The following is a 25017-nucleotide window of genomic DNA, read 5'->3' as shown; positions in this document are numbered from 1 at the left end:
GGGGCCCGTCCGACATCTGAGGAGTGCAGGATGAGCGTCGTCGAGCAGGCCCGGCGGGCCCGGGACGCGGCGGAGGCGCTGGCCGTCGCCACCCGTACGGCCAAGGACGCCGCGCTGGTCGCGATGGCCGACGCGCTGGTGGCGCGTACCCCCGAGATCCTGACCGCGAACGCGGCGGACCTGGCGGCCGGGCGCGAGGCCGGACTGAGCGCGGCCGTGCTGGACCGGCTCGCCCTCGACGCCGCCCGGGTGGCCGGCATCGCCGACGCGCTACGCGAGATGGCCGCGCTGCCCGACCCGGTGGGCGAGGTGGTCCGCGGCTCGACCCTGCCCAACGGCCTGGAACTGCGCCAGGTCCGGGTGCCGTTCGGGGTGGTCGGGATCATCTACGAGGCCCGGCCCAACGTGACGGTCGACGCCGCCGGGATCTGCCTGAAGTCGGGCAACGCGGCGCTGCTACGCGGCTCGTCCTCGGCGGCGCACTCCAACGCCGCCCTGGTCGCGGTGCTCCGCGACGCCGTCGCCGACGCGGGGCTCCCGGCGGACGCGGTGCAGCTGCTCGACGCCTCCAGCCGCGACTCGGTCAAGGAGCTGATGCGGGCCCGGGGCCTGGTCGACGTGCTGATCCCGCGCGGCGGGGCGTCGCTGATCCGCACCGTGGTCGAGGAGTCGACCGTGCCGGTGATCGAGACCGGGGTGGGCAACTGCCACGTCTACGTCGACGCCGCCGCCGACCTGGCCAAGGCCGTCGCGATCACCCTCAACGCCAAGACCCAGCGGCTGTCGACCTGCAACACCGCCGAGTCGCTGCTGGTGCACGCGCGGATCGCGGACGCCTTCCTGCCGGCGGTGCTGGCCGCGTTCGCCGAGGCCGGGGTCACCGTGCACGGCTCCCCGGAGGTTGCCACGTACTCCGCCTCGGTGGTCCCGGCGACCGACGAGGACTTCGCCACCGAGTACCTGTCGGCGGACATCTCCGTCGCCGTCGTCGACTCGCTCGACGCGGCGGTCACGCACATCCGCCGGTACGGCACCGGGCACACCGAGGCCATCGTCACCGACTCGCAGTCGGCGGCCCGGGAGTTCGTGGCCCGGGTCGACGCGGCGGCGGTCATGGTGAACGCCTCCACCCGGTTCACCGACGGTGGCGAGTTCGGCTTCGGCGCGGAGATCGGCATCTCGACGCAGAAGCTGCACGCCCGGGGGCCGATGGGCCTGCCGGAGCTGACGTCGACGAAATACGTCGTCACCGGCGACGGCCACCTGCGGGGGTAAGAGGGCAGCCGGTGCCTGGGCCGCGGCGTGCACCACCGCGGCGTACGCGTCGCCGACCCGGCGGTCCAGCGCGGGCCGGCGGCGCGGGCGTCCAGGCCGGCCGCGGTCAGCCAGAAGGCGCGTTGGCCGTCAGGTAGAGGCGGGCCTCGGGGTTGCCCGGCCGGGCCCGGTGCCGCTGCCCTGCCCGGAGACGGCCCTGTCCCTGCCGGAGGCGGCCCCTTCCCTGCCCCCCCGGAGGCGTGGAGGAAGGGGCCCTTCCGCACACCTCAGTACACGGGCAGCGAGGGGTCGATCTGCTTGATCCAGGAGAGCACGCCGCCCTGGACGTGCACCGCGTCGCGGAAGCCGGCCGCCTTGAGCGCGGCGAGCGCCTCGGCGGAGCGGACGCCTGACTTGCAGTGCAGCACGACCTGCCTGTCCTGCGGCAGCTTCGCCAGCGCCTCGCCCGAGATGATCTCGCCCTTGGGGATCAGCGTCGAGCCGGGGATACGGACGATCTCGTACTCGGCCGGCTCGCGCACGTCGACCAGGAAGATGTCCTTGCCGGCGTCCTGCCACTCCTTGAGCTCAGCCGCGGTGATGGTCGCGTCGACGATCGCCTCCTGGGCCTCCACGGAGACCGCCCCGCAGAAGTCCTCGTAGTCCTCCAGCAGATCGGTGACCGTCGGGTTCTCGCCGCAGAGCACACAGTTCGGATCCTTCCGGATCTTGATCTTGCGGTACTCCATCTCCAGGGCGTCGTAGACCATCAGCCGGCCGACCAGCGGTTCCCCGATACCGGCGAGCAGCTTGATCGCCTCGTTGACCTGGATCGAGCCGATCGACGCGCAGAGCACGCCGAGGACGCCGCCCTCGGCGCAGGACGGGACCATGCCGGGCGGCGGGGGCTCCGGGTAGAGGCAGCGGTAGCAGGGGCCGTGCTCGGCCCAGAACACCGACGCCTGGCCGTCGAACCGGTAGATCGACCCCCAGACGTACGGCTTGCCGAGCAGCACCGCCGCGTCGTTGACCAGGTAACGGGTGGCGAAGTTGTCGGTGCCGTCGACGATCAGGTCGTAGGAGGAGAAGATCTCCCGCACGTTCTCCCGGTCCAGCGCCGTGTTGTGGATCTCCACCTGGACCAGCGGGTTGATCTCGCTGATCGACGCCGCTGCCGACTCGGCCTTGGAGCGGCCGATGTCGGAGACGCCGTGGATGATCTGCCGCTGGAGGTTGGACTCGTCGACGGTGTCGAAGTCGATGATGCCGAGCGTCCCGACGCCTGCGGCAGCCAGGTACAGCAGGCCCGGCGAGCCGAGGCCGCCGGCGCCCACGCAGAGCACCCGGGCGTTCTTCAGCCGCTTCTGCCCCTCGACACCGACGTCGGGGATGATCAGGTGGCGGGAGTAGCGACGGATCTCGTCAACGGTCAGCTCGGCGGCGGGTTCGACGAGCGGGGGCAACGACACGGTGAACTCCCCGGAATCGGCGGTGGGAACCAGGCCATTGTCTCTCGCCCCGGCGTTCCTCGGCCATGAGCGGGGCCACGTCGCCCGACATGCGGGAGCGGGAATATCTCAGACGCCCGGGATCAGCTCACCGACGTACCGGGCGCCGTCGAGGTAGGGCCAGGCGTTGGCGAGGCAGCCGTCCAGGCCGTACGTCTGCTGTTGCATCACCGGCGCAGGTTCGCCGGGGCCGGGGCACGCCTCGTGCAGCTCGCCGAACTCGTGCCCGACCTCGTGGTTGACCACGTACGTCCGGTACACCTCCAACGGGGCCCCGTAGTCCGCAACCGCCTCCATCCAGCGGGCCAGGTTGATGATCACCTGGCCGGGGAGTCGGCAGGAGGTGTACCCCTCGGTGCTCAGCCCGCCGAACGCGCACATCCGCTCGGAGGTGGCCGGGGTCGCCAGGTAGACGGTGAAGTCGGCGTCGGCGTCGGCGATCCGCTGCACCCGCAACTGCCCGGAGGCGATCCAGCTGCGCGGGTCGCCGAGCACCTGGTCGACGGTGGCCGCGAAGGCGTCCGCATCCTGGCCGGTGTTTTGTTCGACGAGCACCCGGTAGCGGCGCACCGGCCCGTCCGCGCCCTGGACCGGGGATTCCCCGGCCGCCATGGTGAATCGGCCGGAACCGCTGGTCGGCCAGCCGGCCGGCGTGGCCTGCCCGGTCGACGCGCCCCGGTCGCCCGCGCCACCGCCGGGCACGATCCACCTCCCGCCGATGCCGGCCGGACCGGCCGACGGCCCGCCACCGAGGATCAGGGCCGCCGCCGCGACGAGCGCCAGCAACCCGGCAAGGCCGCCGAGCAGGGTACGCGGGCGCAGCCGCCGCGTCCGGTGCCCGGACCGCTCCGGGGACGGGCGGGCGGGGCCGGACGGCTCGGAAGGGGACGCCGAAGTCACCCCCTCAGCCTGCCAGACCAACCGGGCATTTCCGCGCGTTAGCCGCAGGTACCGTGAAATCGCCTCGCGTTGCCCCGCGCGCCGCCGCGCCCTACCGACGGCCGGAGGATCGGATCAGAGTGCCGAGGCCGGGTCAGAGCGGCGGGCCCGAGTGGCGACGCCCGTCCACATACGGCCACGGGTTGGCCACGCATCCCTTCAGGAACAGGGTCTGCTGCATCATCACCGGAGCCGGCCGGCCCGGGGCCGGGCAGCGTTCGTGGCGCTGCCCGAGCTGGTGCCCGACCTCGTGGTTCACCACGTATGTCCGGTAGACCGACAGCGGCACGTCGGCCGAGACGAAGTGCCGCACCGAGGTCCGCCACCGGTCCAGGTTGATGATCACCTTTCCGGGCGTCCGGCAGGAGGTGTACGGCCGGCCACCCACCCGGATGTCGACCCCGCCGGCCGCGCACATCCGACCCGCCGTGCGCGCCGTGGCCAGGTACACCGTGAAGTCGTGCCGGCCCTCGCCCGACACCCGCTGCAACCGCAGCCGGCCACCGTCCACCCAGCTCCCCGGCCCGGCCAGCGCCTCCTGCACCGCCGTGCCGAACCCGCGCGCGTCCTCGCCCGTCTCCTTCTCCACCGCCACCCGGTAGCGACGCAGCCGGCCGGACGCGCCGAGCACCTCACCGGCCCGATCGTCGTACTGGAAAGCTCCCCTGCCAGCCGACGGCACCGGGCCTGGCAGCCGCAGCACCGGCACCGCAGACCCGCCTGGGGTCGGCGTGGGCGACGAAGAGCCCGCCGGGGCAGACGCCGTGAACGCGTCGGTCCGGCCACTCGGGTGAACCGGGCCACCCGGGCCGATAGAGCCACTCTGGCCACTCGGGGCGAACGGGCCGGCCGCTCCGAACGGGCCGGCGGCTCCGAACGGGCCGGCGGCGGCCGGGGCGGCGGGCAGGGACGGCGCGGGCTGAGCCAAGGCCAGTTCCGCCACCCCGGCCGGTGCACGCGGCACCTCGCCCGCCGACGGCCGGCCGGCCAGCGGCGGCACGCCGGCCAGCACGCACACGGCGAGCGTGACCAGTGGGAGAACGGCCCGCCCACGGCGGCGGGTGGGGGGCGCGGTGGACACTGCCGGGGCGGTCGCGCGCGGAACACGGCGGGAGAGGGATTGGGACATCCCGGTCAGCCTGCCACGTCGCGGCGGGCTGCGCTCTCCTCCGTCTCGGCGAGAAGCCCGAGCACCGCCCGGGCCACCGTGCGGGGCACCTCCATCTGGGCCACGTGCCCGACCCCGTCGAGCATCAACAGCCGGCTGTCCGGGATCACCCGGGCAGCCTGCGGTGCCACCCGCACGTCGACCAGCCGGTCGTGGGAACCACCGATCACCAGCGTCGGCACGGTCACCGACGCGGCCATCCGCCACAGCGACTCCGACCCGGGCAGATACGAGCGCAGGAAGCTGGAGACCAACCCGCGGAAGCTGCGCACGTACGCGGCGGCGTAGTGGGCGACATCGTTACGTGCCCGGATCTCCTCCAGCGTCTCCTGGCGACGCTGCTCGCTGATCCGGGTCAGGTCGGCCACAGAGGACTCCATGACCTGCCGCGCCATCGCCTCGGGGGTCACCCGGGCGAGCTGCCAGCCGACGAGGCGTTCCGCCCGGGGGACGGCCAGCACCGGCAGCATGCGGCCCTGCAACGACCGGCGGAAGTCGAGGAAGGGCAAGGCCGGGGAGACCAGAGTCAGGGTACGCACCAGATCGGGCCGGAGCGCCGCGATCCGCACCGAGACGGCCCCGCCCAGCGAGTTGCCGAACAGGTGCACCGGCCCCCGGTCGGAGTGCTCGATCCAGCGGACCAGCCGGTCGGCGAAGGCGGGGATCGTGTAGCGCCGCCCCGGCTCGCTGAGCCCGAACCCGGGCAGGTCGACGGCCTGGCCGTCCAGGCGGTCGGCGAGCAGCCCGGCCAGGTCCGTCCAGTTCTGCGCGGACCCGCCGAGACCGTGCACGTAGAGCGCCGGTTCCGCGCCAGGCGTGGTGGCCGGGGTGTCCCGGACGTGCAGGACCGAGCCGTCGAGGCGGATCTCCCGCCCGGGCCACGGCGGCGGAACCTCGTGCGCGGGAAGGAGGTGGTCCGGCCCGAGGGTGGCGCGCTTCATGGCTCCAAGTCTGCCTGGGCCCCGGCCGTTCGCGAAAGAGACCGGTCAGGCCAACAGCGCCTCGAGCCGCCGGTTGACCGCCGCCAGGGTGGCCCGGACCACAGCCTGCCGCGGATCGCCGGCGACCAGCGCCGAACCGGCGAGTTGCTCGACCCAACCGTCGCAGACCAGCAGCACCACGACCGTGGCGACCTCGCAGTTGCCGAACGGCACCACCGCGGTGTGCTCGACGAAGCACCGCCCCCGGTCGGTCTTCTGCTCCCCGCCGCGCAGCAGCTGGTCCACCGCCGCCGCGGCGGCTACCGCACAGAGCCGCAGCAGGTAACCGTCCACGGCGGGCCCGGTGGCGAGCCCCGCCGCGCTCTCGGTGCCAGCGAAGAGCCGGACCTCCACGGTGGCGTCGAGGCCGAAGGTGCTGACCTGGACGTGGTCGATCACCACGCGGGGACCCGGCACGCCGCCGGTGTCCAACGGTCGCGACGGCGCGGTCTCCGTCGTGGTCATCTGGCCACCCGAGTACGAGGCGCCGAGCGTCGCCGGGCTGCCGGTCGCGGCGCCGGCCGGGGCGGGTGCCAGCTGACCCGACTCCTCCACGGCGGCGCGACCACGGTGCGCGGTCGCCTGACGGCGGCGACGCAGCGGCTCGCCCCCCGATTCGAAGCGACGGTCGCCCCGGTACGGCGATGCCTCGGCGGGCGAACGACCCTCGGGAACCCGAGCGCCCCGGACGTCGGGAACCCGGGCGTCCACCGGTGGCTCCGCCGAGCGGCGGCGCACCGGCGCGGGCGGCAGGATGCTCGGTATTCCGGGAAGGTTCTGCGGGGCCGCGGCCAGCCCCATCCGGTCCTGGAGCAGTCGGGCCACGTGCCGGCTCACCTCGGCCGGGTCCGCGCCATCGGCGAGGTCGAGACGGAGGCTGTGCGCGCCGGCCGGGGTACGGCGCAGCTCAGCGCCCCGCACACCGGTGACGCCCTGTACCGCGTCGAGGATGGCGTCGACGTCGAACCCCTCGGGCCGCTCCTGTGGCGGCGCGGGCTCGTCGTCCCGGCGTAGATGGGTGGCGATGCGGGCGAGTTCTGGGGTTTCGGCGGGGGGCTCCACGGCTGGCGGCTCCGGCACTACGGGGACGTCCGGTTCGGCGGGGACGCGCTGCGGCAGCACCGCCAAGGTGCGGTCCGGGTGCCGGTTCTCGTCGACCGGGGTGGCCGGGGATACCGGGTCGGGTGCGGATCGGCGGGCCGCATACGGGGGCGCGCTCGTCGGAACGGGCGCTGACGGGGTGCGGATGAGCCGCCCGATCCCGCTCGTGGCGGGTGCGGCGGTCGGCCCGGCACCGATGGGGGCCGGCGGTTGGCCGGGGAACTCGGCGGGCGGAGTGTCCTCGGGGGCCGGACGCAGCCGGAACGGCCGGGCGGCCAGCAGCTCGGCCGAGTCGACGGCTGCGGTGTCCGGTTCGTCGTAACCGGGCGCGGGCGGAGCGGGCGCGGGTCCCCCGCCGGCCCAGGCGGGGCGCTCGATCGGCTCCGGTGCGGCCTGGGTGACCGACTCGGGGCCCGGACGCGGCTCCGGCCGGGAAAACTCGTACGGTCCGGGGGCCCCGGAGCGCAGCGACTGCGCCGTTTCGGCCCGCACCGGCTGGTACGGCCGACGCGGCTCCGTCTCGTGAAGCCGACCGGCCTCCCCCTCAAACGGCCGGGTCGGCTCCCCTGCGTGCGGACCGGTCGGTTCCCCCGCGTGGGAACGGACCGGATCACCCACTTGAGGCCGGATCAGCCCTCCCAGGTGGGAACGGACCGGATCCCCCGCGGGGGGGCCGGTTGGCTCGCCTTCGGGGGGGCGACCGACCTCGGCCTGGTGGGGACGGCTCGGCTCGGCCTGGTGGGGACGGCTCGGCTCTACCTGGTGGGGACGGCTCGGCTCTACCTCGTAGGGGCGGCGACCAGCCTCGGGCTGGTAGGGGCGGCTCGGCTCCGGCGCCCAGTCGACGGCCCGCTCCTCGCGGGACCGGCCGAGGGCTGCGTCGCTTTCCTCCTCGCGGAAACGGCGACCGATCGGGTCCTCCTCACCCGGAGACCGACGGGCGGCCGGGTACTCATCCTCACGAGCGCGACGGGCGACCGGGGCGATCTCCTCGCGGGACCGGGGACCGGGGTCCCCGCCCTGCTCTCGGGACCACGGCGGCGCCCAGCCGTCGCCCCAACTCGGCCTGTTCCAGTCGGGGCCGGCCCAGCCCGGCTCGGGCTGCGCCGTGCGCTCGTCGCCGCGCTCTCCGGCGGCCCGACGGTCATCGGCCACGGGCGGGTAGCCGGCGCGCTCGGCGTCCACCGGGTGCGGCGGGCGCTCGGCCTCCACCGGGTGCGGCGGGCGCTCGGCGTCCACCGGGTGCGGCGGGCGCTCGGCGTCCACCGGGTGCGGCGGGCGCTCGGCGTCCACCGGGCGGTTCCCGTCGGACGGATGAACGGGCTGACCCACCGGCCCCTGGCCGGCTGCGAAGCGGTCGACCTGATCGCCGGCGGACGGACGGGAGGGCCGCTCGGCGGCCGGCGACCCGGCCGGCGGGTACCGGCGCGGCTCGACGTCGGGCGGAAACCGGTCGGCCCGGTCGGCGGGGCGGTCGGCCCAGTCGGCGGGGCGGTCGGCCCGGTCAGCGGGGCGGTTGTTTTGGTCGGCAGGGTGATCGGCCCGGTCGGCGGGGCGATCGTTTCGGTCGGCGGGGTGGTCGGCCCAGTCGAGGGGCGAACCGGTCGACGCGGCCGGCTCGGGGACGGAGCGGCCGGGGATGGAGGCGCGCAGCCTGGGTGGCACCTCGAAGCCGGAGGCGGCCATGCCGACCGGGGGCACCTGCACGACCGGGGGTTCGGACAACGGGATGCCACCGTCGGACCAGCGGCTGGCACGGGACGTCGGCGGTTCCTCCGAGGAGTACCGGGCGGAGGTCTCGTCCGCCTCGGCGCCGTGCTGCTGCCCGGCCAACCGTTCCACGGCCGGCGCGGGACGCTGTGCGGGCACGGCCAACCGCTCACGGTCGCCGTCTGGACCGGGCTCTCCGTTGAGCGGCGGCAGGCTGCCCGGGGCCCGGCGAGCCGCCGGAGAGTCCTCCCCGGCGGGGCTCACACTGTTGACGTGCGGGTGACCGTTCACCCGGACCGGTGGCCCTGACTCGGGGGGCGGCCCCGGCAGCGGCATCGGAAGATCGCCGTGGCGTGGCGACGAGGCGCCCCACCCGGAGGCGGGCTCGGACCGGCGCCAGGGGGACGACGACTTCTGCGGCCCGTCGCCACCGGTGGACCAGCCCGCCGGCGAGGGCGCCCACCCGCTGACGGAAGGGGCCAGGTCATCCTGCTGCCCCGTTCCGTCGCCGTGCTCTCCCGGGGTGGCCGCACCGGGTTGCCCTGTTTCACTCACCGCGCGCTCCTTGGTCGCCCCCGCTGAGGCTACCGTGTGGTGACAGTGGCGATAAGTTACAGCGGCGGGCCAATTCCGCGAGGGGTTCACGAACCCCGACCGGTTCGGGCGATAAGTGCCAGCTCGCACGAACAGTTTCGGAGGTTGCCATGACGGCTGTGGGGAACGGCGCTCAGACCGCCGGCCGGCCCACCCGCCTGCCCCGCTCGGCGCGGCGCAAGCAGCTGCTCGCGGCAGCGCAGGAGGTGTTTGTCGCGCAGGGCTACCACGCTGCTGCGATGGACGACATAGCCGAGCGGGCGGGGGTCTCCAAGCCCGTGCTCTACCAGCACTTCCCGGGCAAGATGGACCTCTACCTGGCGTTGCTGGACACGCACTGCGACGCGATCCTGGCCAAGGTGCACGAGGCCATGCGTGGCACCAACGACAACAAGGAGCGGGTCAGCGCGTCGGTGCGCGCCTACTTCGACTTCGTCGACCACGAGAGCGAGGCTTTCCGCCTCGTCTTCGAGTCCGACCTGCGCAACGATCCGGCCGTGCGGCAGCGGGTGGAACGGGTGGAGCAGGGTTGCATCGCGGCGATAACCGACACGATCATCTCCGACACCGGGGTCAGCCGGGCGCACGCCGAACTGCTCTCCTCGGCGCTGGTGGGCGCGGCGGAGACGGCGGCGCAGTTCTGGCTCGCCCGCGGCCGGCAGGTGCCCAAGGCCGAGGCCGAGGCGCTCGTGGCCGCGCTCTCCTGGCGGGGCATCGCCAGCTTCCCGCTACAGGGTGAGTCAGCCTGAACATCCGGTCGCGAGATCGGATAGCCTTCCCACGGCGGCTTTTTCGCCCCGATTGAGGAGGCATCGTGGAGGTCAAGATCGGCGTGCAGTACGCGCCGCGCGAGCTGGTTCTGGAGAGCGCGCAGTCGCCGGCCGAGATCGAGCAGATCGTGACCGACGCCATCGCCAAGGGCGACGGCACGCTTTCCCTGACCGACGAGAAGGGTCGGCGGGTCATCGTGCCGATCGGCAAGGTCGCCTACGTCGAGATCGCCGAGGCGTCCCCGCGGGCGGTCGGTTTCACCGTCCGCTGATCCGTCCGGCGTCCGTGGCTGGGCGTCACACACCGCCTGCCCCGGACGCCGCAGCGCGGCCCGACGACGGCGCCGCGCCACAAACAGCACCGCCCACGCCGCCCTCCGGGGGTGCCAGCGTCCGAGGTGCGGGGAGACCACCGAGCCCGGCCGAAGCGGGCGGGGCAGCCGACGCATAGCGCCGAGCGCATGTGGCACAGGTCACACTAGCGACCCCCGGATGGTGGGACGCACCCCTGAACAGGGACGACATCGTGAAGGCTCAGGTAGTATAGAGCAGTTGCCGCGGACGTCGATCTCATCGAAGTCCTGCCTGCGACGCGCGTGCGGCCCGGTCCAGCTCGGCGATTCCGCCCCCCGACCGTGTGGCCCGCGCAACTACCGACCGCGCCCTGAGGACATGAGGGGCGCACCACGAGAGGGCACCCCCAAATCCATATGAGCGAGCAAATTTCCGACCTCACAGACGGCCAGGAGCTGGCCCCGACAGCCCCGGTCCGCCCGGAGGCTCCCACTTTCGCCGAGCTCGGCGCCCGGCCGGAGACCGTCGAAGCGCTGGCCGCAGCCGGCATCACCCGCGCGTTCGCCATCCAGGAATACGCGATCCCGATCGCGATGCGCGGCGTCGACATGATCGGCCAGGCACCGACCGGCACCGGCAAGACCCTCGGCTTCGGCGTGCCACTGCTGGAGCGGGTCTTCGCTCCTGCCGAGGGCGGCGACGGTGTGCCGCAGGCCCTCGTCGTCGTCCCCACCCGCGAGCTGGGCATCCAGGTCGCCAAGGACCTCGCCGCCGCCGGCCGGACCAGGGGCATCCGGGTGCTGCCGATCTACGGTGGCGTGGCCTACGAGCCGCAGATCGACGCGCTGCGCAAGGGCGTGGAGATTCTGGTCGGCACCCCCGGCCGCCTGATGGACCTGCAGAAGCAGAAGCACCTGCGGCTCGACCGGGTGCACGCGCTGGTGCTCGACGAGGCCGACCGGATGCTCGACCTGGGCTTCCTCGACGACGTCGAGAAGATCCTGAAGATGCTGCCGGAGGACCGGCAGACCATGCTCTTCTCGGCCACCATGCCGGACCCGATCGTCACTCTGTCCCGGCGCTTCCTGCGCCAGCCGATGACGATCCACGCCGGGCACACCGCCGAGACCGGGCCGTCGCCGCAGACCGAGCAGCTGGTCTACCGCACCCACTCGATGAACAAGGTCGAGATCGTCGCCCGGATCCTCCAGGCGGAGGGGCGCGGCCTCACCATGATCTTCACCCGGACCAAGCGGGCCGCCGACCGGGTCGCCGAGGACCTCGACTTCCGCGGCTTCGCCGTGGCCGCCGTGCATGGCGACCTGGGCCAGGGTGCCCGGGAGCGGGCCCTGCGCGCATTCCGGGCCGGCAAGATCGACATCCTGGTGGCGACCGACGTGGCCGCCCGAGGGCTGGACGTCACCGGCGTCACCCACGTCATCAACTACGACTGCCCCGAGGACCAGGACACCTACACCCACCGGATCGGTCGTACGGGGCGGGCCGGCGCCACGGGCGTCGCGGTGACCTTCGTCGACTGGGACGACATGCCCCGCTGGCGGATCATCGACAAGACGCTCGGGCTCGACATGCCGGAGCCGGCGGAGACGTACCACACCTCGGCGCACCTCTACACCGACCTGGAAATCTCCCGCGATGTCAGCGGCACGCTGCCGACGGCGGAGCGGACCCGGGCCGGGCTGTCGGCCGAAATCGAGGAGGACCTCGGTGGCCGACCCCGGCGCGGTGACAGCGCCGGTGGCGGTGGCGGGCGGCCCCCTCGGCGCGGCGAGGGCCGCAGTCGTGGCGAGGGCCGCGCCGGTGGCGAGGCACGCACCGGCGGCGAACGCCGTCGAGGCCGCCCCGACTCGGCCGCCGCCGAGCCGAACGCCGTCGAGGCTCCCGTCGACCAGGCCGCCGACCAGACCGCCGCGGAGGGCACCCGCACCCCGCGCCGCCGGCGTCGCCGCCTGCCCGGTGAGGCGGTCGCCGGCGAGCCGACCGCAGTGATCTCCGCCGAGGCGACCGGTGCCGAGCCGGGCACGGCCGAGGGCGAGCCGGGCAAGCCGCGCCGCCGCCGGCGCCGCCGGGGTGGTTCCGGCACGGGTACGCCCGCCGAGGCGACCGCCGACTGACCACGTTCGACACGTCGACATCCCCTGCGCCGGTGACCGGCGCAGGGGATGTCCCGTTCCGGCCCGGGGCCCTGACCGGCTCCGTAGCGCTGGCCCGGCTCCGTAGCGCTGGCCCGGTGAACCGGGCCGCCCCACCGACCACCGGCCGGGCGGCGGGGCCCGCGACGCGACAAGGAAGATGAAGAGATGCCCCAACCGCTGGACGCCGCCCTGACCGAGGTCCGGGCGTTGCTGCTCGACCCCGCGCTGACCCGGGCGGTCGCCGCCGGCCGCCGCCGGGGGCACCGCCCCTCGATGGTCCGGGCCGAACTGCGCCCGGTCGCCCTCAAGGGCGGCCCCCGGTTGCAGATCGCCACCTCCGACGGAGTCCGCCCGTACACCCGCAATGTCGCGCCCGGCACGGAGGCCGACACCGCCGTGGACGCCCTGCTGGCCGAGCCGTTCGGCAACTGGCACGTGGAAACGACCGATGTGACGCTCCAGCTTCGGGTGACCAAGTCCGGCGAGGCGCAGGTGCACCGGTCGGCCGCCGCCCGACCGGTGGCCGAGCCGGCCGGCCACGACCGGGCCAAGGAGTGGCTGCTCGACCCGGGCGACGAGATCTTCGCCGAGATCGGTGGCTCGGCGGCGAAGCGCCGCCAGGTCGACGCGTTCCTGCGGGCGCTGGCCGCCACCCTGCCGGACGACCTCACCGGCACCCTGCGGGTCGTCGACCTGGGCTGCGGCAACGCGTACCTGACCTTCGCCGCGTACCGCTACCTGTCCCAACGGGGACTGGACGTACGGCTGGTCGGCGTCGACGTACGGCAGGACCAGCGGCGGCGCAACACCGAGCTGGCCGAGCGGCTGGGCTGGGCCGACCGGGTGAGTTTCGTGGCCGGCACGATCGCCGACGCGGGCGTCGAACCCGCGCCCGACCTGGTGCTCGCCCTGCACGCCTGCGACACCGCCACCGACGAGGCGCTGGCCCGCGCCGTACGGTGGGACGCCCGGTGGGTGCTCGCCGCGCCGTGCTGCCACCACGACCTCGCCGCCCAGCTACGCGCCCGGCCGGCCCCGGCACCGTATGAACTGCTGACCCGGCAGGGCATCCTGCGTGAGCGGTTCGCGGACGTGCTCACCGACTCGTTGCGGGCCGCGCTGCTGCGGCTGCACGGGTACCGCACCGAGGTGGTGGAGTTCGTCGATTCCCAGCACACCCCCCGGAACCTGCTGATCCGGGCCCGCCGGGGCGGTGCCGCTCCCGATGCCGCTTCCGATGCCGCACAGCGGGCGGAGTACCGGGCGCTGCTCGACCAGTGGCAGGTCACGCCGCGCCTGGAGACGCTGCTCACCACCACGGCGGGCTGACCCCGCCGGCGCGGCCCGCAGCCCACCTGGGCGCGACGGTGCGGTGCGGCCCGGGCAAGGACGTACGGGTCCTGCGAGTACATATGGCCCGTGCGGGTCGCTCAGCGGCGCCGCTCGCCGTTGCCGCCCCGATCCCGCCCCGACGTCCGCTCGTTGGTGGAGCTGCGGTCGAAGACCGACACCCGCTCCCCGATGCCCCGGCCGGAGCTCTCGGGCTCTGGCGACATCGTCGGGAAGGGCACCACCTTGCCCTGGGTCTCGGCGTTGCCGGCGGCGGTGAAGGCGTTCCAGGAGATGTCGACCAGCAGCCGCTTGAGCTCGGCGTGCCGCACAGCCGCGTTGCGTTGCAGGGCCATCCGGGCACCGAGCACCACGCCGACGAGCGTCGTGGCGACCGCACCCGCAGCGGCCAGGACGTGCGCCCCGCCGGCCTCGTCGACACCGAGCACGAGGGCCAGGAGCCAGATCCAGAAGCCGGCGGCGAAGACGCCGGCTTTGGCCACGAAGAAGAGGCTGACCGCACCCGGGCGGTACGGCAGGGGACGGCTCGACTCGGCCATGCGGCTCCTCATCGGCGCGTCCGAGTGGGCGGCCGGCCTGGGACGGTACGGGGGCGAGCATCGAGCTTAGTTGACGTCCGACGAACACCGACAGCCACCGGTCCGGGCTTTGTGGAAACCGGGGCTCGGCCCACCGGGAAAAATATGAGCGTTACCCGCAGGTTGTCCAGGATTGGCGTTGCCGACCATGATCAAGGGGCAGATGCTCCCTTGCGTCCACTGTCGGTGGTACTACCCTCGAAGGGCACTGTCCGGTGCTCCGGCCGGGAAGGAAGAAGACTCCGCAGGGATGGCTTCGCCAGAGGTTTCGCCGCAGATGGCCTTCGCACGTTTCGTGCGACGGGCCATCGACGACGCTCGGGAGGAGCGTGGCTGGACCGTCAGCGACCTCGCGACGCACACCGGGGTGGGCCGCTCCACCGTCTTCCGGTGGTTGGCCGGCGACTGGCAGGACTACCCGGAGTTGGCGAAGGTGCGGGGCTTCTGCGCGGCCCTCGACCTGCCCGTGACGGCAGCCTTCCGGGCCCTCGGCCTGCCCGACTCGGGCCCCGCCCCCCGCCAGCGGGGCGATGAGGGGCCGGTTGAGGCCGACGTCCGGGTCATCCTCCAGCGGCTGGCCGACCCGGCCGTGCCGGCCGAGGAGAAGCACCACATCCGCGACCTGCTCCGCTACCTGGCTCGCCGCCCCGCCCGCCGCGCCGGCTGACCGGCACCGCCTCCCCGGGCCGAGCGGCACCGGGGTCTCCCGGGCTGACCGGTACCACCGCCCGGGCTGAGCGGCAACCGAGCGGCACCGTGGCCTCCCGGGCACCGGCGAAGGTCAGGGTGCCGTGAGGGTGAACTCGGCGGTCCGCACCACGCCGGCCACCTGGAAGTCGAAGAAGAGGCGGTAGCGCCCCGGCCCCGGCAGGGTCAGCTGGAAGGTGACCCCGTCCACGGCCGGCCCCGCCTCCGGATGTACGTGCAGATAACCCAGGTCCCCCTCGCGCAACGCCACCAGGTGCCCGTACGCGCCCAGGTAGCGCTCCAGCGTCGGGGTGGTGTCACCGGCGCGGACCGCGAACCGCAACGGGCGGGTAGCCCCGATCCGAGGCTCGCCGGACCAGCTCGCCGTGAACCCCTCCACGGTGGCGATGCGGGCCGGCTCCGGCAGCGGCCGGGGCGCGTAGTCACCGGGGACGGGGAGGTCAACGCCGAGGGTCCGGGCGCTCTGTCCGCCGTCGTCGGTGACCAGGGTGAAGTCCGCGTACGCCCGCCACACCCCTGCCTGCGGCACGGTCAGCGGCACCGACCAGGTGCCGTCGGCGGCCATCCTCGGGTGCAGGTGCTGGTAGCCGGTGAGATCCCGACGTACCACGATCAGATGCATCGGCTTGTCGTGAACCACCGCGAACCGGGTCACGGGCCGCCCCTGGACGTCTCGGACCTGGAACCGGAACTCGCCCGCCCGGCCGGCGGTGAGGCCGGTGGAGAGCGGGGTCAGCGTCCAGCCACCGGAGCCGACCGCGAGGCCGCCGACCTCGGTCGTGCCACCGGTGTCGGCGACGACGCCGTGCTCGTGCGCCCCGGTGCCGGGTGCGTGGGGGTGGTCCGTGGCGGCGGCCGAGGTCAGCCCGGTCGGGCCGGCGGGCGGCGGGTTGAGTCGCCCGAGGCCGAAGCCGAGCAGCACCGCGAGCACCAGCCCGCCCACCACCAGCGCGAGCCGTAGCGTGCCCCGGTCCACCAACACCCCGGCTGCCTCCGACACGTCGGGCGCGGGAGAAGGAGCCGTCGCCTCCCGCTCGGCGTCCGGCGCGGAGAGCCCCGTCGGGGACGTGGTCGGGTCAGACACCGCCGGAGCCCGCCTGGTGAGCCGCCCGACGTCGCCCCGGGCAGCCGGCGCGGGCCCGCGTGCTGGCCCATCCCACCGTGCCGGATCGCTGATCGGTCATGGGCCCACGGTACCGCCGGGTTCCCCGCCGGCCGGCCAACGACCGCGCGGCGTGGCACCGGTCGCAATCCGCCCCGGCCGGGAACTTTCCGCCTCGGCCACCCCGACCGACCGCGCCGGCCGACCGCGCCGGTGGGCCGGCGAGGACCGGACGAACGCCGCCGCCAACCGACGACGACCGGGCGAACGCCGCCGAACGATGACGGCCAGGACAAGCGTGGTCAGCCGGCGACGGCCAGGGCGAGGGGAAGCACGTCGGGCGCCCCGGCCCGACGCAGCAGCCGGGTCACCATGGTCATGGTCCAGCCCGTGTCGACCAGGTCGTCGACGAGGAGCACCGGACCGTCCAACCCGGCGAGGGCATCGGCCAGCCCATCCGGCACGGCGAAGGCGTCGTGCAGGACGCGTACCCGCTGGGCGCTGTTGCCGCGCGGGCCGTCCGGGCCCGCGGCCCCCGTGGGAACCACCTCCCCGAGCAGCGGCAGCCGGCCCACCGCGGCGATCCGCTCGGCGAGCGAGCCGACCAGCGCGGGCCGCCGCCGGGAGCCGACCGCGACCACCCCGACCGGGCGCCGCGGCCACGGGTCGTCGCCGTGCGACCACGCCTTCAGCACCTCGACCACCGCGCCGACCACGTCGTCAGGGACGGGCCGGTCGGCCGCGTCCGGCCCGACCAGCTCACGCAGCCGACCGCCCCAGCCCAGGTCGGAGAGCCGTCCCACGGCCCGCCCCGGCAGCGCCTGCTCCGCCGGGGGGATACGCCCCTTCAGGGGTACGCCGACCGCGTCCAGCCCCGTCGGCCACAGCTTCTTCGGCGCGATCTCCACCCCGGGCCGACCGAGGTACGCCTGCGCAGCGGTCAGCGCCGCCCCGGAATCGTCGGCGGTGAAAAGCGGCCCAGCGCACCGGTCGCACCGGCCGCAGTCGCCCGCCCCGACGTCGTCCAGGCACTCACGTAGGTACCGCATCCGGCAGCCGGGTGTCGTCGCGTACTCCCGCATGGCCTGCTGCTCGGCGGTGCGCGCCTCGGCGACGCGGCGCAACCGGGCCTCGTCGTAGGTCCAGGGCTCGCCGGTGGCGAGCCAGCCGCCGCGCACCCGGCGCACCGCGCCGTCCACGTCGAGCACCTTGAGCATCAGCTCCAGCCGGGCCCGACGCAGGTCGACGATCGGCTCCAGCGCCTGGGTGGAGAGCGGCCGGTCGGTGCGCAGGGCGGCCAGGACGGCGCGAACCTGGTCCTCGGGTGGGAAGGCGAGCGAGGCGAAGTACCGCCAGATGGCCGCGTCCTCGACGCCGGGCAGCAGCAGCACCTCGGCGTGCTCGACGGCGCGGCCGGCGCGGCCGACCTGCTGGTAGTACGCGATGGGCGAGGGCGGGGCGCCCAGGTGCACCACGAAGCCGAGGTCTGGCTTGTCGAAGCCCATGCCCAGCGCGCTCGTCGCCACCAGCGCCTTGATCTTGTTGTCGAGCAGGTCCTGTTCGGCTGCCCGCCGGTCGGCATCCTCGGACTGGCCGGTGTACGAGGCCACCGGGTAGCCCCGGGAGCGCAGGAACTCCGCCGTCTCGCCGGCCGCCGCCACCGTCAGCGTGTAGATGATCCCCGACCCGGGGAGGCGGTCCAGGTGGTCGGCGAGCCAGCCGAGCCGGTGCGCGGGGCTGGGCAGGTCGAGCACGCCCAGCCGCAGCGACTCCCGGTCCAGGGTGCCGCGCAGCACCAGCACGTCGGGGCGCTCGGCGGCCGGGGCGGCACCGGGCTGCTCCCTGCCAGCCAGCTCGGTGCCGAGCTGCTCGGCCACGTCGGCGGTGACCCGGGCGTTCGCGGTGGCCGTGGTGGCCAGCACCGGCGTACGTTCCGGCAGGTTGCCGAGGAATGTGCGCAGCCGCCGATAGTCGGGCCGGAAGTCGTGCCCCCAGTCGGAGACGCAGTGCGCCTCGTCGACCACCAGCAGCCCGGTGGTCGCCGCCAGCCGGGGCAGCACGGTGTCCCGGAAGTCCGGATTGTTGAGCCGCTCAGGGCTGATCAGCAGGACGTCGACCGCGCCAGCGTGGATCTCGGCGGTGATCCCGTCCCACTCGTCCAGGTTCGCCGAGTTGATGGTGCGGGCCCGGATGCCGGCCCGGGCTGCCGCCTCGACCTGGTTGCGCATCAGCGCCAGCAGCGGGGACACGATCACGGTCGGCCCGGCGGTGGCCTGGGCGTGGGCGGGGGTGCCGGCGTGGGCGTCGGCGCTGGGATGGGCCTCGGCGCTGACGGGGCGCTCCCGCAGCAGGGCGGTGGCCACGAAGTAGACCGCCGACTTGCCCCACCCGGTGCGCTGCACGCAGAGCACCCGCCGCCGGTCGATCACCAGCGCCTCGATGGCCCGCCACTGGTCCTCCCGCAGCCGGGCGTGCTCCCCGGCCAGCCGGCGCAGCACCGCCTCGGCCCGTTCCCGTACCGCCGCCCGATCCTGACTCATCCGGCATTTCTACCAGCGCCCCGACCGGAGCCGGTCAGCGCGGGCCAACGGAGATGCGCGGGGATGCGGCATGCCCGGGGACACACCGCGCCCAGCCACCAGCCAACCGCCCCACCCTCAGCAACAACTGCCCCACTTTCCGGGACACCCGTCCCGCCCACTAGGACGCCAGTAGATCTTGGAAGGAACCGGCCCCCGGAAGGGCCACTTCCTTCCAAGATCGCGGACCACCCCCCACCCCAGCCCCGTTGATCATGGAGTTAGCGTCACCTACATCGGCGTGTCGTGACGGCTAACTCCATGATCAACGCGGCGGGCGGCGGGCGGCGGGCGACTCGGGGCGGGGACTGGGGACGGGGGCATTCGCCGTCGTGGTCGGCCCGCAGGGGGCAACGCTGGCGGTCGTCGAGCAGGCGGTCGCAGAAGACCCGATGGCGTACGTGCTGGGCGTCGGCCTCGGAGACCGTTGTCTCGCCCCGGTCCACGTCGGCCAGGAAGGCGAGCGCCCGGGTGATCACGCGGGCGAATCCGCGGGCGGCGTCGAGGTCGGTGGCGAGTACCGGCAGGTGCACCACGAACTGCTCCCGCCTCACCGCCGGCCACCGCCGCCGGCCGGGCCGAACCCGGCCGGCGGCGGAGGGCGATCTTCTCCAACCTCTCCGACGTCGGGAACCCGCGCGCGGATGGGCGTGTGGCCGTATGCGGCGGCGAGCGTCGCCCCCGTCGTCGGAAGCCCGCGCACGGATGGGCGCGTGGACGGGGCAGCTCCGTAGGGCCGAGCGGCATACCCCCGGGGAGCGCGTCACCGAGGCGCTACCGCCCGCGTCGAGCGGTGAGCCGGCCGGCCGGTCGGCCGACGGGATGCGCGTTTCGGCACCGGCGACCGGCAGGAAAAGGAAGATTGGCTGGTGCGCCGGTTTTTCCGTCATCCCGTCCGGCTGGTGCCGCTCGGGTTCCTGGCGGCGATCCTCCTCGGCACCCTCCTGCTGATGCTGCCGGCGGCGACCAGCGAGCACCGGTACACCCCGTTCGTCACCGCGCTCTTCACCGCCACCTCGGCGGTCTCCGTCACCGGTCTGTCCGTGGTCGACACCCCGACCTACTGGAACGAATTCGGGCTGGTGATGATCACCGTGCTCACCCAGGTCGGCGGGCTCGGCATCCTGACCGGGGCAACCCTGGTGATCCTGGTGGTCGCCCGGCAACTCGGCCTGCGCAACCGGCTGAGAGTGCAGGCCGAGACGGCGGAGTTCGGCATCGGCGACGTACGCCGGCTGCTGCTACGTATCGCCGCCACCGCCGGCGTCTGCGAGGCGGTGCTGACCGCCCTCCTCGCCGGCCGGTTCTGGCTCGGCTACGGCTACCCGCCCGGCCGGGCGCTCTGGTACGGCCTCTTCCACGCCGTGCAGGGGTTCAACAACGGCGGTTTCGCGCTCTTCTCCGACAGTCTGATCGGCTTCGCCCGGGACCCGTGGATCTGTCTGCCGATCGCGTTCGGCACGATCGTCGGCGGACTGGGCTTCCCGGCACTGTTCGAGGCAACCCGGCAGTGGCGCCGTCCGGGCCGCTGGGCGATCGCCACCAAGCTCACCGTCTGGGGCAGCGCGGTGCTGCTGGTCTTCGGCTTCGTCGGCCTGCTGGCCGCCGAGTGGTCCGACCCGCGCACCATCGGCAGCTACGACGTCCCCGGCAAGGTGCTGGCAGTGTTCACCCAGAACGCGGTGATCCGCACCGGCGGGTTCACCACCTTCGACCCGGCGGGGCTGGACGAGGAGAGCATTCCGCTGCTGATCGCGCTGATGTTCATCGGCGGCGGCAGCGCCAGCACCGCCGGCGGGATCAAGGTCTCCACGTTCTTCCTGCTCGGCTTCATCATCTGGGCCGAACTGCGCGGCGAGCCGGACGTCACCGTGGGCCGCCGCAGGGTCGCCACGGCGAGTCAGCGGCAGGCGCTGACCGTGGCGCTGCTCAGCGTCGCGCTCGTGGTCGGTGGCACGGTCGTCCTGCTGCTGCTGACCGAGGGGCTGCCCTACCACCAGGCGCTGCTGGAGGTGACGTCGGCGTTCAGCACCACCGGCCTCTCCACGGGCGTCGCCTCGGCCCTCGCCGACCCGGGGCAGCTCCTGTTGACCCTGCTGATGTACATCGGCCGGATCGGCCCGCTCACCCTCGGGTCCGCGATCGCGTTGAACACCCGACGGCGCCTGTACCGCTACCCGGAGGAGCATCCCATTGTCGGTTAGGAACACGGACGACAGCGGCATCGCGGTGATCGGGCTCGGGCGGTTCGGCTGCCACCTGGCCACGTCGCTGACCCAGCTCGGCCACGACGTACTCGCCATCGACCGCAACGCCGATCGGGTGCAGAAGTGGTCCCAGTACCTGGACCGGGTGGTGCAGGCGGACACCACCGAGGAGGGCACGCTGCGCCAACTCGGGGTGACCGAGTTCCCGCGGGTGGTGGTGGCGATCGGCGCATCGCTGGAGGCCAGCGTGCTGACCGTCCTCGCGCTGACCGAGCTGGGCGTGCCGCAGGTCTGGGCTCGGGCGACCTCGGACAAACACGCGAAGATCCTCAGCTCGGTCGGCGCCAACCACGTGATCTTCCCGGAGGCGGAGACGGGGGAACGGGTGGCGCACCTGATCGTCAGCAGGATGCTGGACTTCATCGAGTTCGGCGACGACTTCGCCATCGCCAAGGTCCGGGTGCCGGACACGCTGGTCGGGCGTCCGCTGCGCGAGCTGGCCCCGGTGGACCGCTACGGGGTGATGGTGGTGGGCGCGAAGCTGCCCGGTGAGCGGTTCCGGTACGCCGACCCGGCCACCGTGCTCACCGCCGGCAGCGTGCTGGTCGTGGAGGGGAGCATCGCCCAGGTGCAGCGCTTCGCCATGCTGAGCTGACCGGTCACTTGCCCTTGGCCTTGCCCGGTTTCGCGGGCTTCGCGGGCTTCGCGGGCTTCGCGGGTTTCGCGGGTTTCGCGGGCTGAGCCGCCTTCGCCTTGGATCCGCCACCGGAGCCGCTGCCGGCCGCGGAACCCGAGGACCCGGAACCGGCCCTCGCGACCGTCGCCTTCTTCACGGTGGGCTTCGCCGGGGCCTTGGTGGTCGGCCTGGTCGTCGGCGCCGTCCCGGCCACCCCGGAGACTCGCGCCCGGCAGGCCTCGTCGCCGAGGCGGAACTCCACCGGCAGCGGGTTCGCCCCCGTGTACCGGCCGACGAGGGCCACCTTGCGCGCCGCGCCGGGGGCCAACGCCACCTGCGTCGCGGCCGGCCGGACCTCGACGGTTCGGCCCTGCTGGCGTACGGCCGGATCGGTCGTCGTCACCGTCTGCTGGCCGGGGAACGCGAAGCTCATCGTCCAGTCCCGCAGCTCCCGGTCGCCGGTGTTGGTCAGGGTCAGCTCGGCCGAGAAGTCCCGGCCGGAGTCCCTGCGCAGCGTGTAGTCGACGACGCAGGGGGGCGGCCCGGTCAGCCCCATCCGGGCCTCGGTGGGCCGCTCGGCGCCCCCGCTGGCCGGGCTGCGGGACGTCATTCCCCACATCGTCGCGGTCACCGCGACCAGGCCCGCCACCGCCACCCCCGCCTCGACCCTGCGCCGCCGGGTCGTGGCCTTCCGGCTGCGGGTACGCCCGGAGAACGGCAGCGCGTCGGTGTCGGACGACCAGGGCAGGATCGTGGTGCCGGCGTTGGCCAGCACGGCCGGATCGAGCTGGGCGGCGCCCGGCCCCGGGGCCGGCGACACCGGCACCACGGCCAGCATCCCGGCCGCCCCGGCGAGGGCGTGGGCCACCTCGGCGGTGACCGGGCGGTCCTCGGGGCACTTGGCCAGGCAGCGGCGCACCAGCTCGGCCAGCTCCTCGACCATTTCCTCGGGCAGGCCGGGCACCTCGGGCATCGGCTCCGGATCGGCGTACATGTGCGCGCGGAGCATCTCGGTGGTGGTGCTCGCCGCCCAGGGCAACCGGCCGGTGAGCATCCGGTACAGCAGCAGGCCGACGGCGTACACGTCGGTGGCCGGAGAGACCTGACCGCCGTCCAGCCGCTCCGGCGCCAGGTAGGCAGGGGTGCCGAGCAGGGTGCCGTCCGCGCCTTTCTCGCTCTCCCCGGCCAGCGCCGAGATGCCGAAGTCGACCACCTTCACCCCGGTCGAGGTGAGCATGACGTTGCCGGGGGTCACGTCCCGGTGCACCACACCCCGGGCGTGCGCGGCGGCCAGCGCCGAGGTGACCTCCGCCCCGATGGTCACCGCCTCCCGCCAGGGCAGCGTCCCGCCCCGGCCGAGCCGGGCGCTCAACGACCCGCCGTCGACCAACTCCATGACGACGTACGGCATGGTCAGCCCGACCTGCTCGGACTCGCCGTAGTCGTACACCCGGGTGATGTTGGGGTGGCAGAGCCGCGCGGCGGCCTGCGCCTCGGTCCGGATCCGGTGCCGGAACGACCGGTCGCTGGCCAGCCGGGAAGCGAGCACCTTCACCGCCACCTGCCGGCCCAGCACCTCGTCGTACCCCCGCCACACGACGGACATGCCGCCCGCGCCGAGCTGCTCGATAAGCCGGTAGCGCTCACCGAGCACCTGTGCGCCGTTACGGACCGCTCCACCCATGGTTGGAGTTTTTGCCCAACCCGGGTGCTCCTAACCCCCGACGGTCGGAATCGATCGGCGAATCACCCGATCAGGAGGTCGCGAGGAGCTGGTCCACGGGGGCGTAGTCGTCGGTGAGCACCAGCGCGTCGTCGACGAACGCGTCCAGCGCCTCGCCGGCGAGCAGACTCGCGGCCCCGGGCAGGCCGGCCACCCGCGGCCCCAGGCCGGCCAGGGGCAGCGGCGCGTCGGAGGCCACGATGAGGAAGTTGGCCCCCACCCGGCCGGCCACCGCGTCGGGCGGGGCGATCAGGGCGACGTGCCGGAAGGCGGCGGCGACGGTGGCCACCTCGCTGCGGACGAACCGGCCGGGCGGGTAGTCGATGACGTTCTGCACGTAGATCCCGCCGGGGCGGAGCACCCGGTTGACCTCGACGGCCATCTCCCGGGTGGCCAGGTGCCAGGGCACCACGAGGTGCCCGAAGGCGTCGCCCACCACCAGGTCCCGGCTGTCGGTGCCCTCCCGGCCGACCAGCACCCGGGCGTCGCCGACCTCGGTGCGCAGGTCCGGGCCGGGGCGTACGCCCAGCTTCTCGCGGTCCAGCTCGACCAGTCCACCGTCGATCTCGAAGACCAGGTTGTCGGTGCCGGGCCGGGTGGCGGTCAGGTAGCGCGGCACGGTGAAGCCGCCGCCGCCCAGGTGCAGGGCGTCCAGCCGCCGCCCGGCCGGCGCGGCCACATCGGCCGCCGCGCCGATCCACTGGGTGTACGCGTACTCCAGGTGGGTCGGGTCGGCCAGGTCGACGTACGAGTGCTGGGCGGAGTTGAGCAGCAGCGTCCGCCCGGACGGGCGGTCCGGATCGGTCTCCACCGAGGCGCAGTGGTACGCCGTCTCCACGTCGCACGGGTTCGGGGCGACAGTGGTCAGCCCCGCCCCGACCAGCCCGAGCACGGCCAGGGCGACCTTCGTCCGGCCCGGACCGGGCAGCCCCGCGCGCCCCCGCCGGTGCAGGTACGCCCCGAACCCCAGCCCGGTGGCACCGAGCAGCGCGGCCAGGGCGAGCACGATGGCGGTGCTGGGCAGCGCGGCGACCAGCACGAACCCGGTCAGCAGGGTGGCGGTGATGCCGCCCAGGGTGCCGATGCCGGAGAGCCGGCCGACCACCTGACCGGTACGCCGCAGGTCGGCGAGTTGGAGCTTGACCACCAGCGGGGTGACCGCCGAGAGCAGCGCCGCCGGCACGAACACGGCGAGCGCGGTGAGCAGCAGGACGGCGCTGGCCGCCCCGCCGCGCAGCAGCTCACCGGCGTACCGGACGACCGGGAGGGTGACCGCGGTGGCGATGCCGGCGAGCACCAGCGCCGGAGCGATCATGGTGCGTGGGTCCCGCCGGTCGGCCAGCCAGCCGCCGGTCCACGCGCCGTACGCGATCGCGGCCAGCGCGATGCCGATGACCGAGCTGGTGACCTGGAGGGTGATCCCCACGTACGGGCCGACCAGGCGCAGCGAGACGGTCTCCAGCACCAGCACCGCGCCACTGGAGAAGAAGACCAGGAACGCGGCGAGGCCGTTGGGCAGGGCGCGGTCGGCGGTCGGCGCGGGCCGCGCCGGCTCCACCACGATGTCGGGCGATGAGCTGCTCACCGTCGCGATGGTACGCAGCGGAGCTGGCAGTCCGG

The 25017-nt window shown here is 74.0% G+C and carries 18 protein-coding genes and 1 pseudogene; 8 read left to right on the top strand and 11 right to left on the bottom strand.

Translation table 11 applies throughout. The annotated features are described in order from the left end of the window. The first annotated feature begins 30 nt into the window (after window positions 1–30). Window positions 31–1275: a glutamate-5-semialdehyde dehydrogenase gene (locus SNR22_RS25965; RefSeq protein WP_320069280.1), complete on the top strand. Its 1245-nt coding sequence runs from the start codon at window positions 31–33 to the stop codon at window positions 1273–1275. Between the two features lie 266 nt (window positions 1276–1541). On the opposite strand, the pseudogene moeZ reads toward SNR22_RS25965, so the two are convergent. From moeZ to SNR22_RS29500, 5 genes and pseudogenes are all read right to left on the bottom strand, one after another. Beyond that, window positions 1542–2790, bottom strand: a pseudogene (gene moeZ / locus SNR22_RS25960) (adenylyltransferase/sulfurtransferase MoeZ). A gap of 41 nt (window positions 2791–2831) precedes the next feature. Further along, complete coding sequence (locus SNR22_RS25955) at window positions 2832–3662, bottom strand: DUF3152 domain-containing protein (RefSeq protein ID WP_320069278.1); 831 nt, start codon at window positions 3660–3662, stop codon at window positions 2832–2834. A gap of 133 nt (window positions 3663–3795) precedes the next feature. Further along, a complete protein-coding gene (locus tag SNR22_RS25950) occupies window positions 3796–4830 on the bottom strand; it encodes a DUF3152 domain-containing protein (protein WP_320069277.1) in 1035 nt (344 codons plus the stop codon). A 5-nt stretch (window positions 4831–4835) separates the two neighbouring features. Beyond that, complete coding sequence (locus tag SNR22_RS25945; protein WP_320069276.1) at window positions 4836–5810, bottom strand: alpha/beta hydrolase; 975 nt, start codon at window positions 5808–5810, stop codon at window positions 4836–4838. 45 nt (window positions 5811–5855) lie between these two features. Next, window positions 5856–8819: a hypothetical protein gene (locus tag SNR22_RS29500; protein ID WP_413775709.1), complete on the bottom strand. Its 2964-nt coding sequence runs from the start codon at window positions 8817–8819 to the stop codon at window positions 5856–5858. A 545-nt stretch (window positions 8820–9364) separates the two neighbouring features. On the opposite strand from SNR22_RS29500, the gene SNR22_RS25935 reads away from it, so the two are divergent. The 4 genes from SNR22_RS25935 to SNR22_RS25920 all read left to right on the top strand — a co-directional run bounded on the left by SNR22_RS25935 (window position 9365) and on the right by SNR22_RS25920 (window position 13803). Then, complete coding sequence (locus tag SNR22_RS25935; RefSeq protein ID WP_320069275.1) at window positions 9365–10003, top strand: TetR/AcrR family transcriptional regulator; 639 nt, start codon at window positions 9365–9367, stop codon at window positions 10001–10003. Window positions 10004–10068: 65 nt separating this feature from the next. After that, the gene (locus tag SNR22_RS25930; RefSeq protein ID WP_320069274.1) at window positions 10069–10296 is read left to right on the top strand and encodes a DUF3107 domain-containing protein; all 228 of its coding nucleotides are present in this window, start codon (window positions 10069–10071) and stop codon (window positions 10294–10296) included. 438 nt (window positions 10297–10734) lie between these two features. Continuing rightward, window positions 10735–12453 (top strand): DEAD/DEAH box helicase, encoded by a 1719-nt coding sequence (locus SNR22_RS25925; RefSeq protein ID WP_320069273.1) that lies wholly within the window; start codon window positions 10735–10737, stop codon window positions 12451–12453. A gap of 186 nt (window positions 12454–12639) precedes the next feature. Next, complete coding sequence (locus tag SNR22_RS25920) at window positions 12640–13803, top strand: SAM-dependent methyltransferase (protein ID WP_320069272.1); 1164 nt, start codon at window positions 12640–12642, stop codon at window positions 13801–13803. Window positions 13804–13904: 101 nt separating this feature from the next. Here the strand turns inward: SNR22_RS25920 and SNR22_RS25915 are convergent, their stop codons facing one another. Continuing rightward, window positions 13905–14363: a hypothetical protein gene (locus SNR22_RS25915; RefSeq protein ID WP_320069271.1), complete on the bottom strand. Its 459-nt coding sequence runs from the start codon at window positions 14361–14363 to the stop codon at window positions 13905–13907. A 289-nt stretch (window positions 14364–14652) separates the two neighbouring features. On the opposite strand from SNR22_RS25915, the gene SNR22_RS25910 reads away from it, so the two are divergent. Then, window positions 14653–15069 carry a helix-turn-helix domain-containing protein gene (locus SNR22_RS25910; RefSeq protein WP_320069270.1) on the top strand — a complete coding sequence of 139 codons (417 nt, stop codon included), beginning with the start codon at window positions 14653–14655 and terminating at the stop codon, window positions 15067–15069. Between the two features lie 114 nt (window positions 15070–15183). On the opposite strand, the gene SNR22_RS25905 is transcribed toward SNR22_RS25910, so the two are convergent. From SNR22_RS25905 to SNR22_RS25895, 3 genes are all read right to left on the bottom strand, one after another. Continuing rightward, entirely contained in the window at window positions 15184–16194 is a 1011-nt protein-coding gene (locus SNR22_RS25905) for a hypothetical protein (protein WP_413775707.1), read from the bottom strand. 320 nt (window positions 16195–16514) lie between these two features. After that, window positions 16515–18752, bottom strand: coding sequence for a RecQ family ATP-dependent DNA helicase (locus SNR22_RS25900; protein ID WP_320069269.1), 2238 nt, complete (start codon window positions 18750–18752; stop codon window positions 16515–16517). Window positions 18753–19018: 266 nt separating this feature from the next. Beyond that, the gene (locus SNR22_RS25895; protein WP_320069268.1) at window positions 19019–19345 is read right to left on the bottom strand and encodes a hypothetical protein; all 327 of its coding nucleotides are present in this window, start codon (window positions 19343–19345) and stop codon (window positions 19019–19021) included. A gap of 315 nt (window positions 19346–19660) precedes the next feature. On the opposite strand from SNR22_RS25895, the gene SNR22_RS25890 reads away from it, so the two are divergent. Next, the gene (locus tag SNR22_RS25890) at window positions 19661–20995 is read left to right on the top strand and encodes a TrkH family potassium uptake protein (RefSeq protein WP_320069267.1); all 1335 of its coding nucleotides are present in this window, start codon (window positions 19661–19663) and stop codon (window positions 20993–20995) included. Window positions 20996–21020: 25 nt separating this feature from the next. After that, entirely contained in the window at window positions 21021–21653 is a 633-nt protein-coding gene (locus tag SNR22_RS25885; RefSeq protein ID WP_320069292.1) for a TrkA family potassium uptake protein, read from the top strand. Between the two features lie 4 nt (window positions 21654–21657). Here the strand turns inward: SNR22_RS25885 and SNR22_RS25880 are convergent, their stop codons facing one another. Together SNR22_RS25880 and SNR22_RS25875 are read right to left on the bottom strand one after the other, a co-directional pair. Continuing rightward, window positions 21658–23358 (bottom strand): serine/threonine-protein kinase, encoded by a 1701-nt coding sequence (locus SNR22_RS25880; protein WP_320069266.1) that lies wholly within the window; start codon window positions 23356–23358, stop codon window positions 21658–21660. A gap of 70 nt (window positions 23359–23428) precedes the next feature. Then, window positions 23429–24982 carry a fused MFS/spermidine synthase gene (locus tag SNR22_RS25875; RefSeq protein WP_320069265.1) on the bottom strand — a complete coding sequence of 518 codons (1554 nt, stop codon included), beginning with the start codon at window positions 24980–24982 and terminating at the stop codon, window positions 23429–23431. Window positions 24983–25017 lie beyond the last annotated feature (35 nt).

Source organism: Micromonospora sp. RTGN7 (assembly GCF_033804645.1).
GTDB lineage: Bacteria > Actinomycetota > Actinomycetes > Mycobacteriales > Micromonosporaceae > Micromonospora.
Note: the sequence above shows the minus strand (reverse complement) of the source record. Positions and strands in the feature narration are given on the sequence as shown.

Bases quoted from the DNA above. Each gene is read 5' to 3' on its own strand.
- SNR22_RS25965 (WP_320069280.1), top strand. From the start codon at position 31: ATGAGCGTCGTCGAGCAGGCCCGGCGGGCCCGGGACGCGGCGGAGGCG.
- SNR22_RS25950 (WP_320069277.1), bottom strand. From the start codon at position 4,830: ATGTCCCAATCCCTCTCCCGCCGTGTTCCGCGCGCGACCGCCCCGGCA.
- SNR22_RS25945 (WP_320069276.1), bottom strand. From the start codon at position 5,810: ATGAAGCGCGCCACCCTCGGGCCGGACCACCTCCTTCCCGCGCACGAG.
- SNR22_RS25935 (WP_320069275.1), top strand. From the start codon at position 9,365: ATGACGGCTGTGGGGAACGGCGCTCAGACCGCCGGCCGGCCCACCCGC.
- SNR22_RS25925 (WP_320069273.1), top strand. From the start codon at position 10,735: ATGAGCGAGCAAATTTCCGACCTCACAGACGGCCAGGAGCTGGCCCCG.
- SNR22_RS25920 (WP_320069272.1), top strand. From the start codon at position 12,640: ATGCCCCAACCGCTGGACGCCGCCCTGACCGAGGTCCGGGCGTTGCTG.
- SNR22_RS25915 (WP_320069271.1), bottom strand. From the start codon at position 14,363: ATGGCCGAGTCGAGCCGTCCCCTGCCGTACCGCCCGGGTGCGGTCAGC.
- SNR22_RS25910 (WP_320069270.1), top strand. From the start codon at position 14,653: ATGGCTTCGCCAGAGGTTTCGCCGCAGATGGCCTTCGCACGTTTCGTG.
- SNR22_RS25900 (WP_320069269.1), bottom strand. From the start codon at position 18,752: ATGAGTCAGGATCGGGCGGCGGTACGGGAACGGGCCGAGGCGGTGCTG.
- SNR22_RS25880 (WP_320069266.1), bottom strand. From the start codon at position 23,358: ATGGGTGGAGCGGTCCGTAACGGCGCACAGGTGCTCGGTGAGCGCTAC.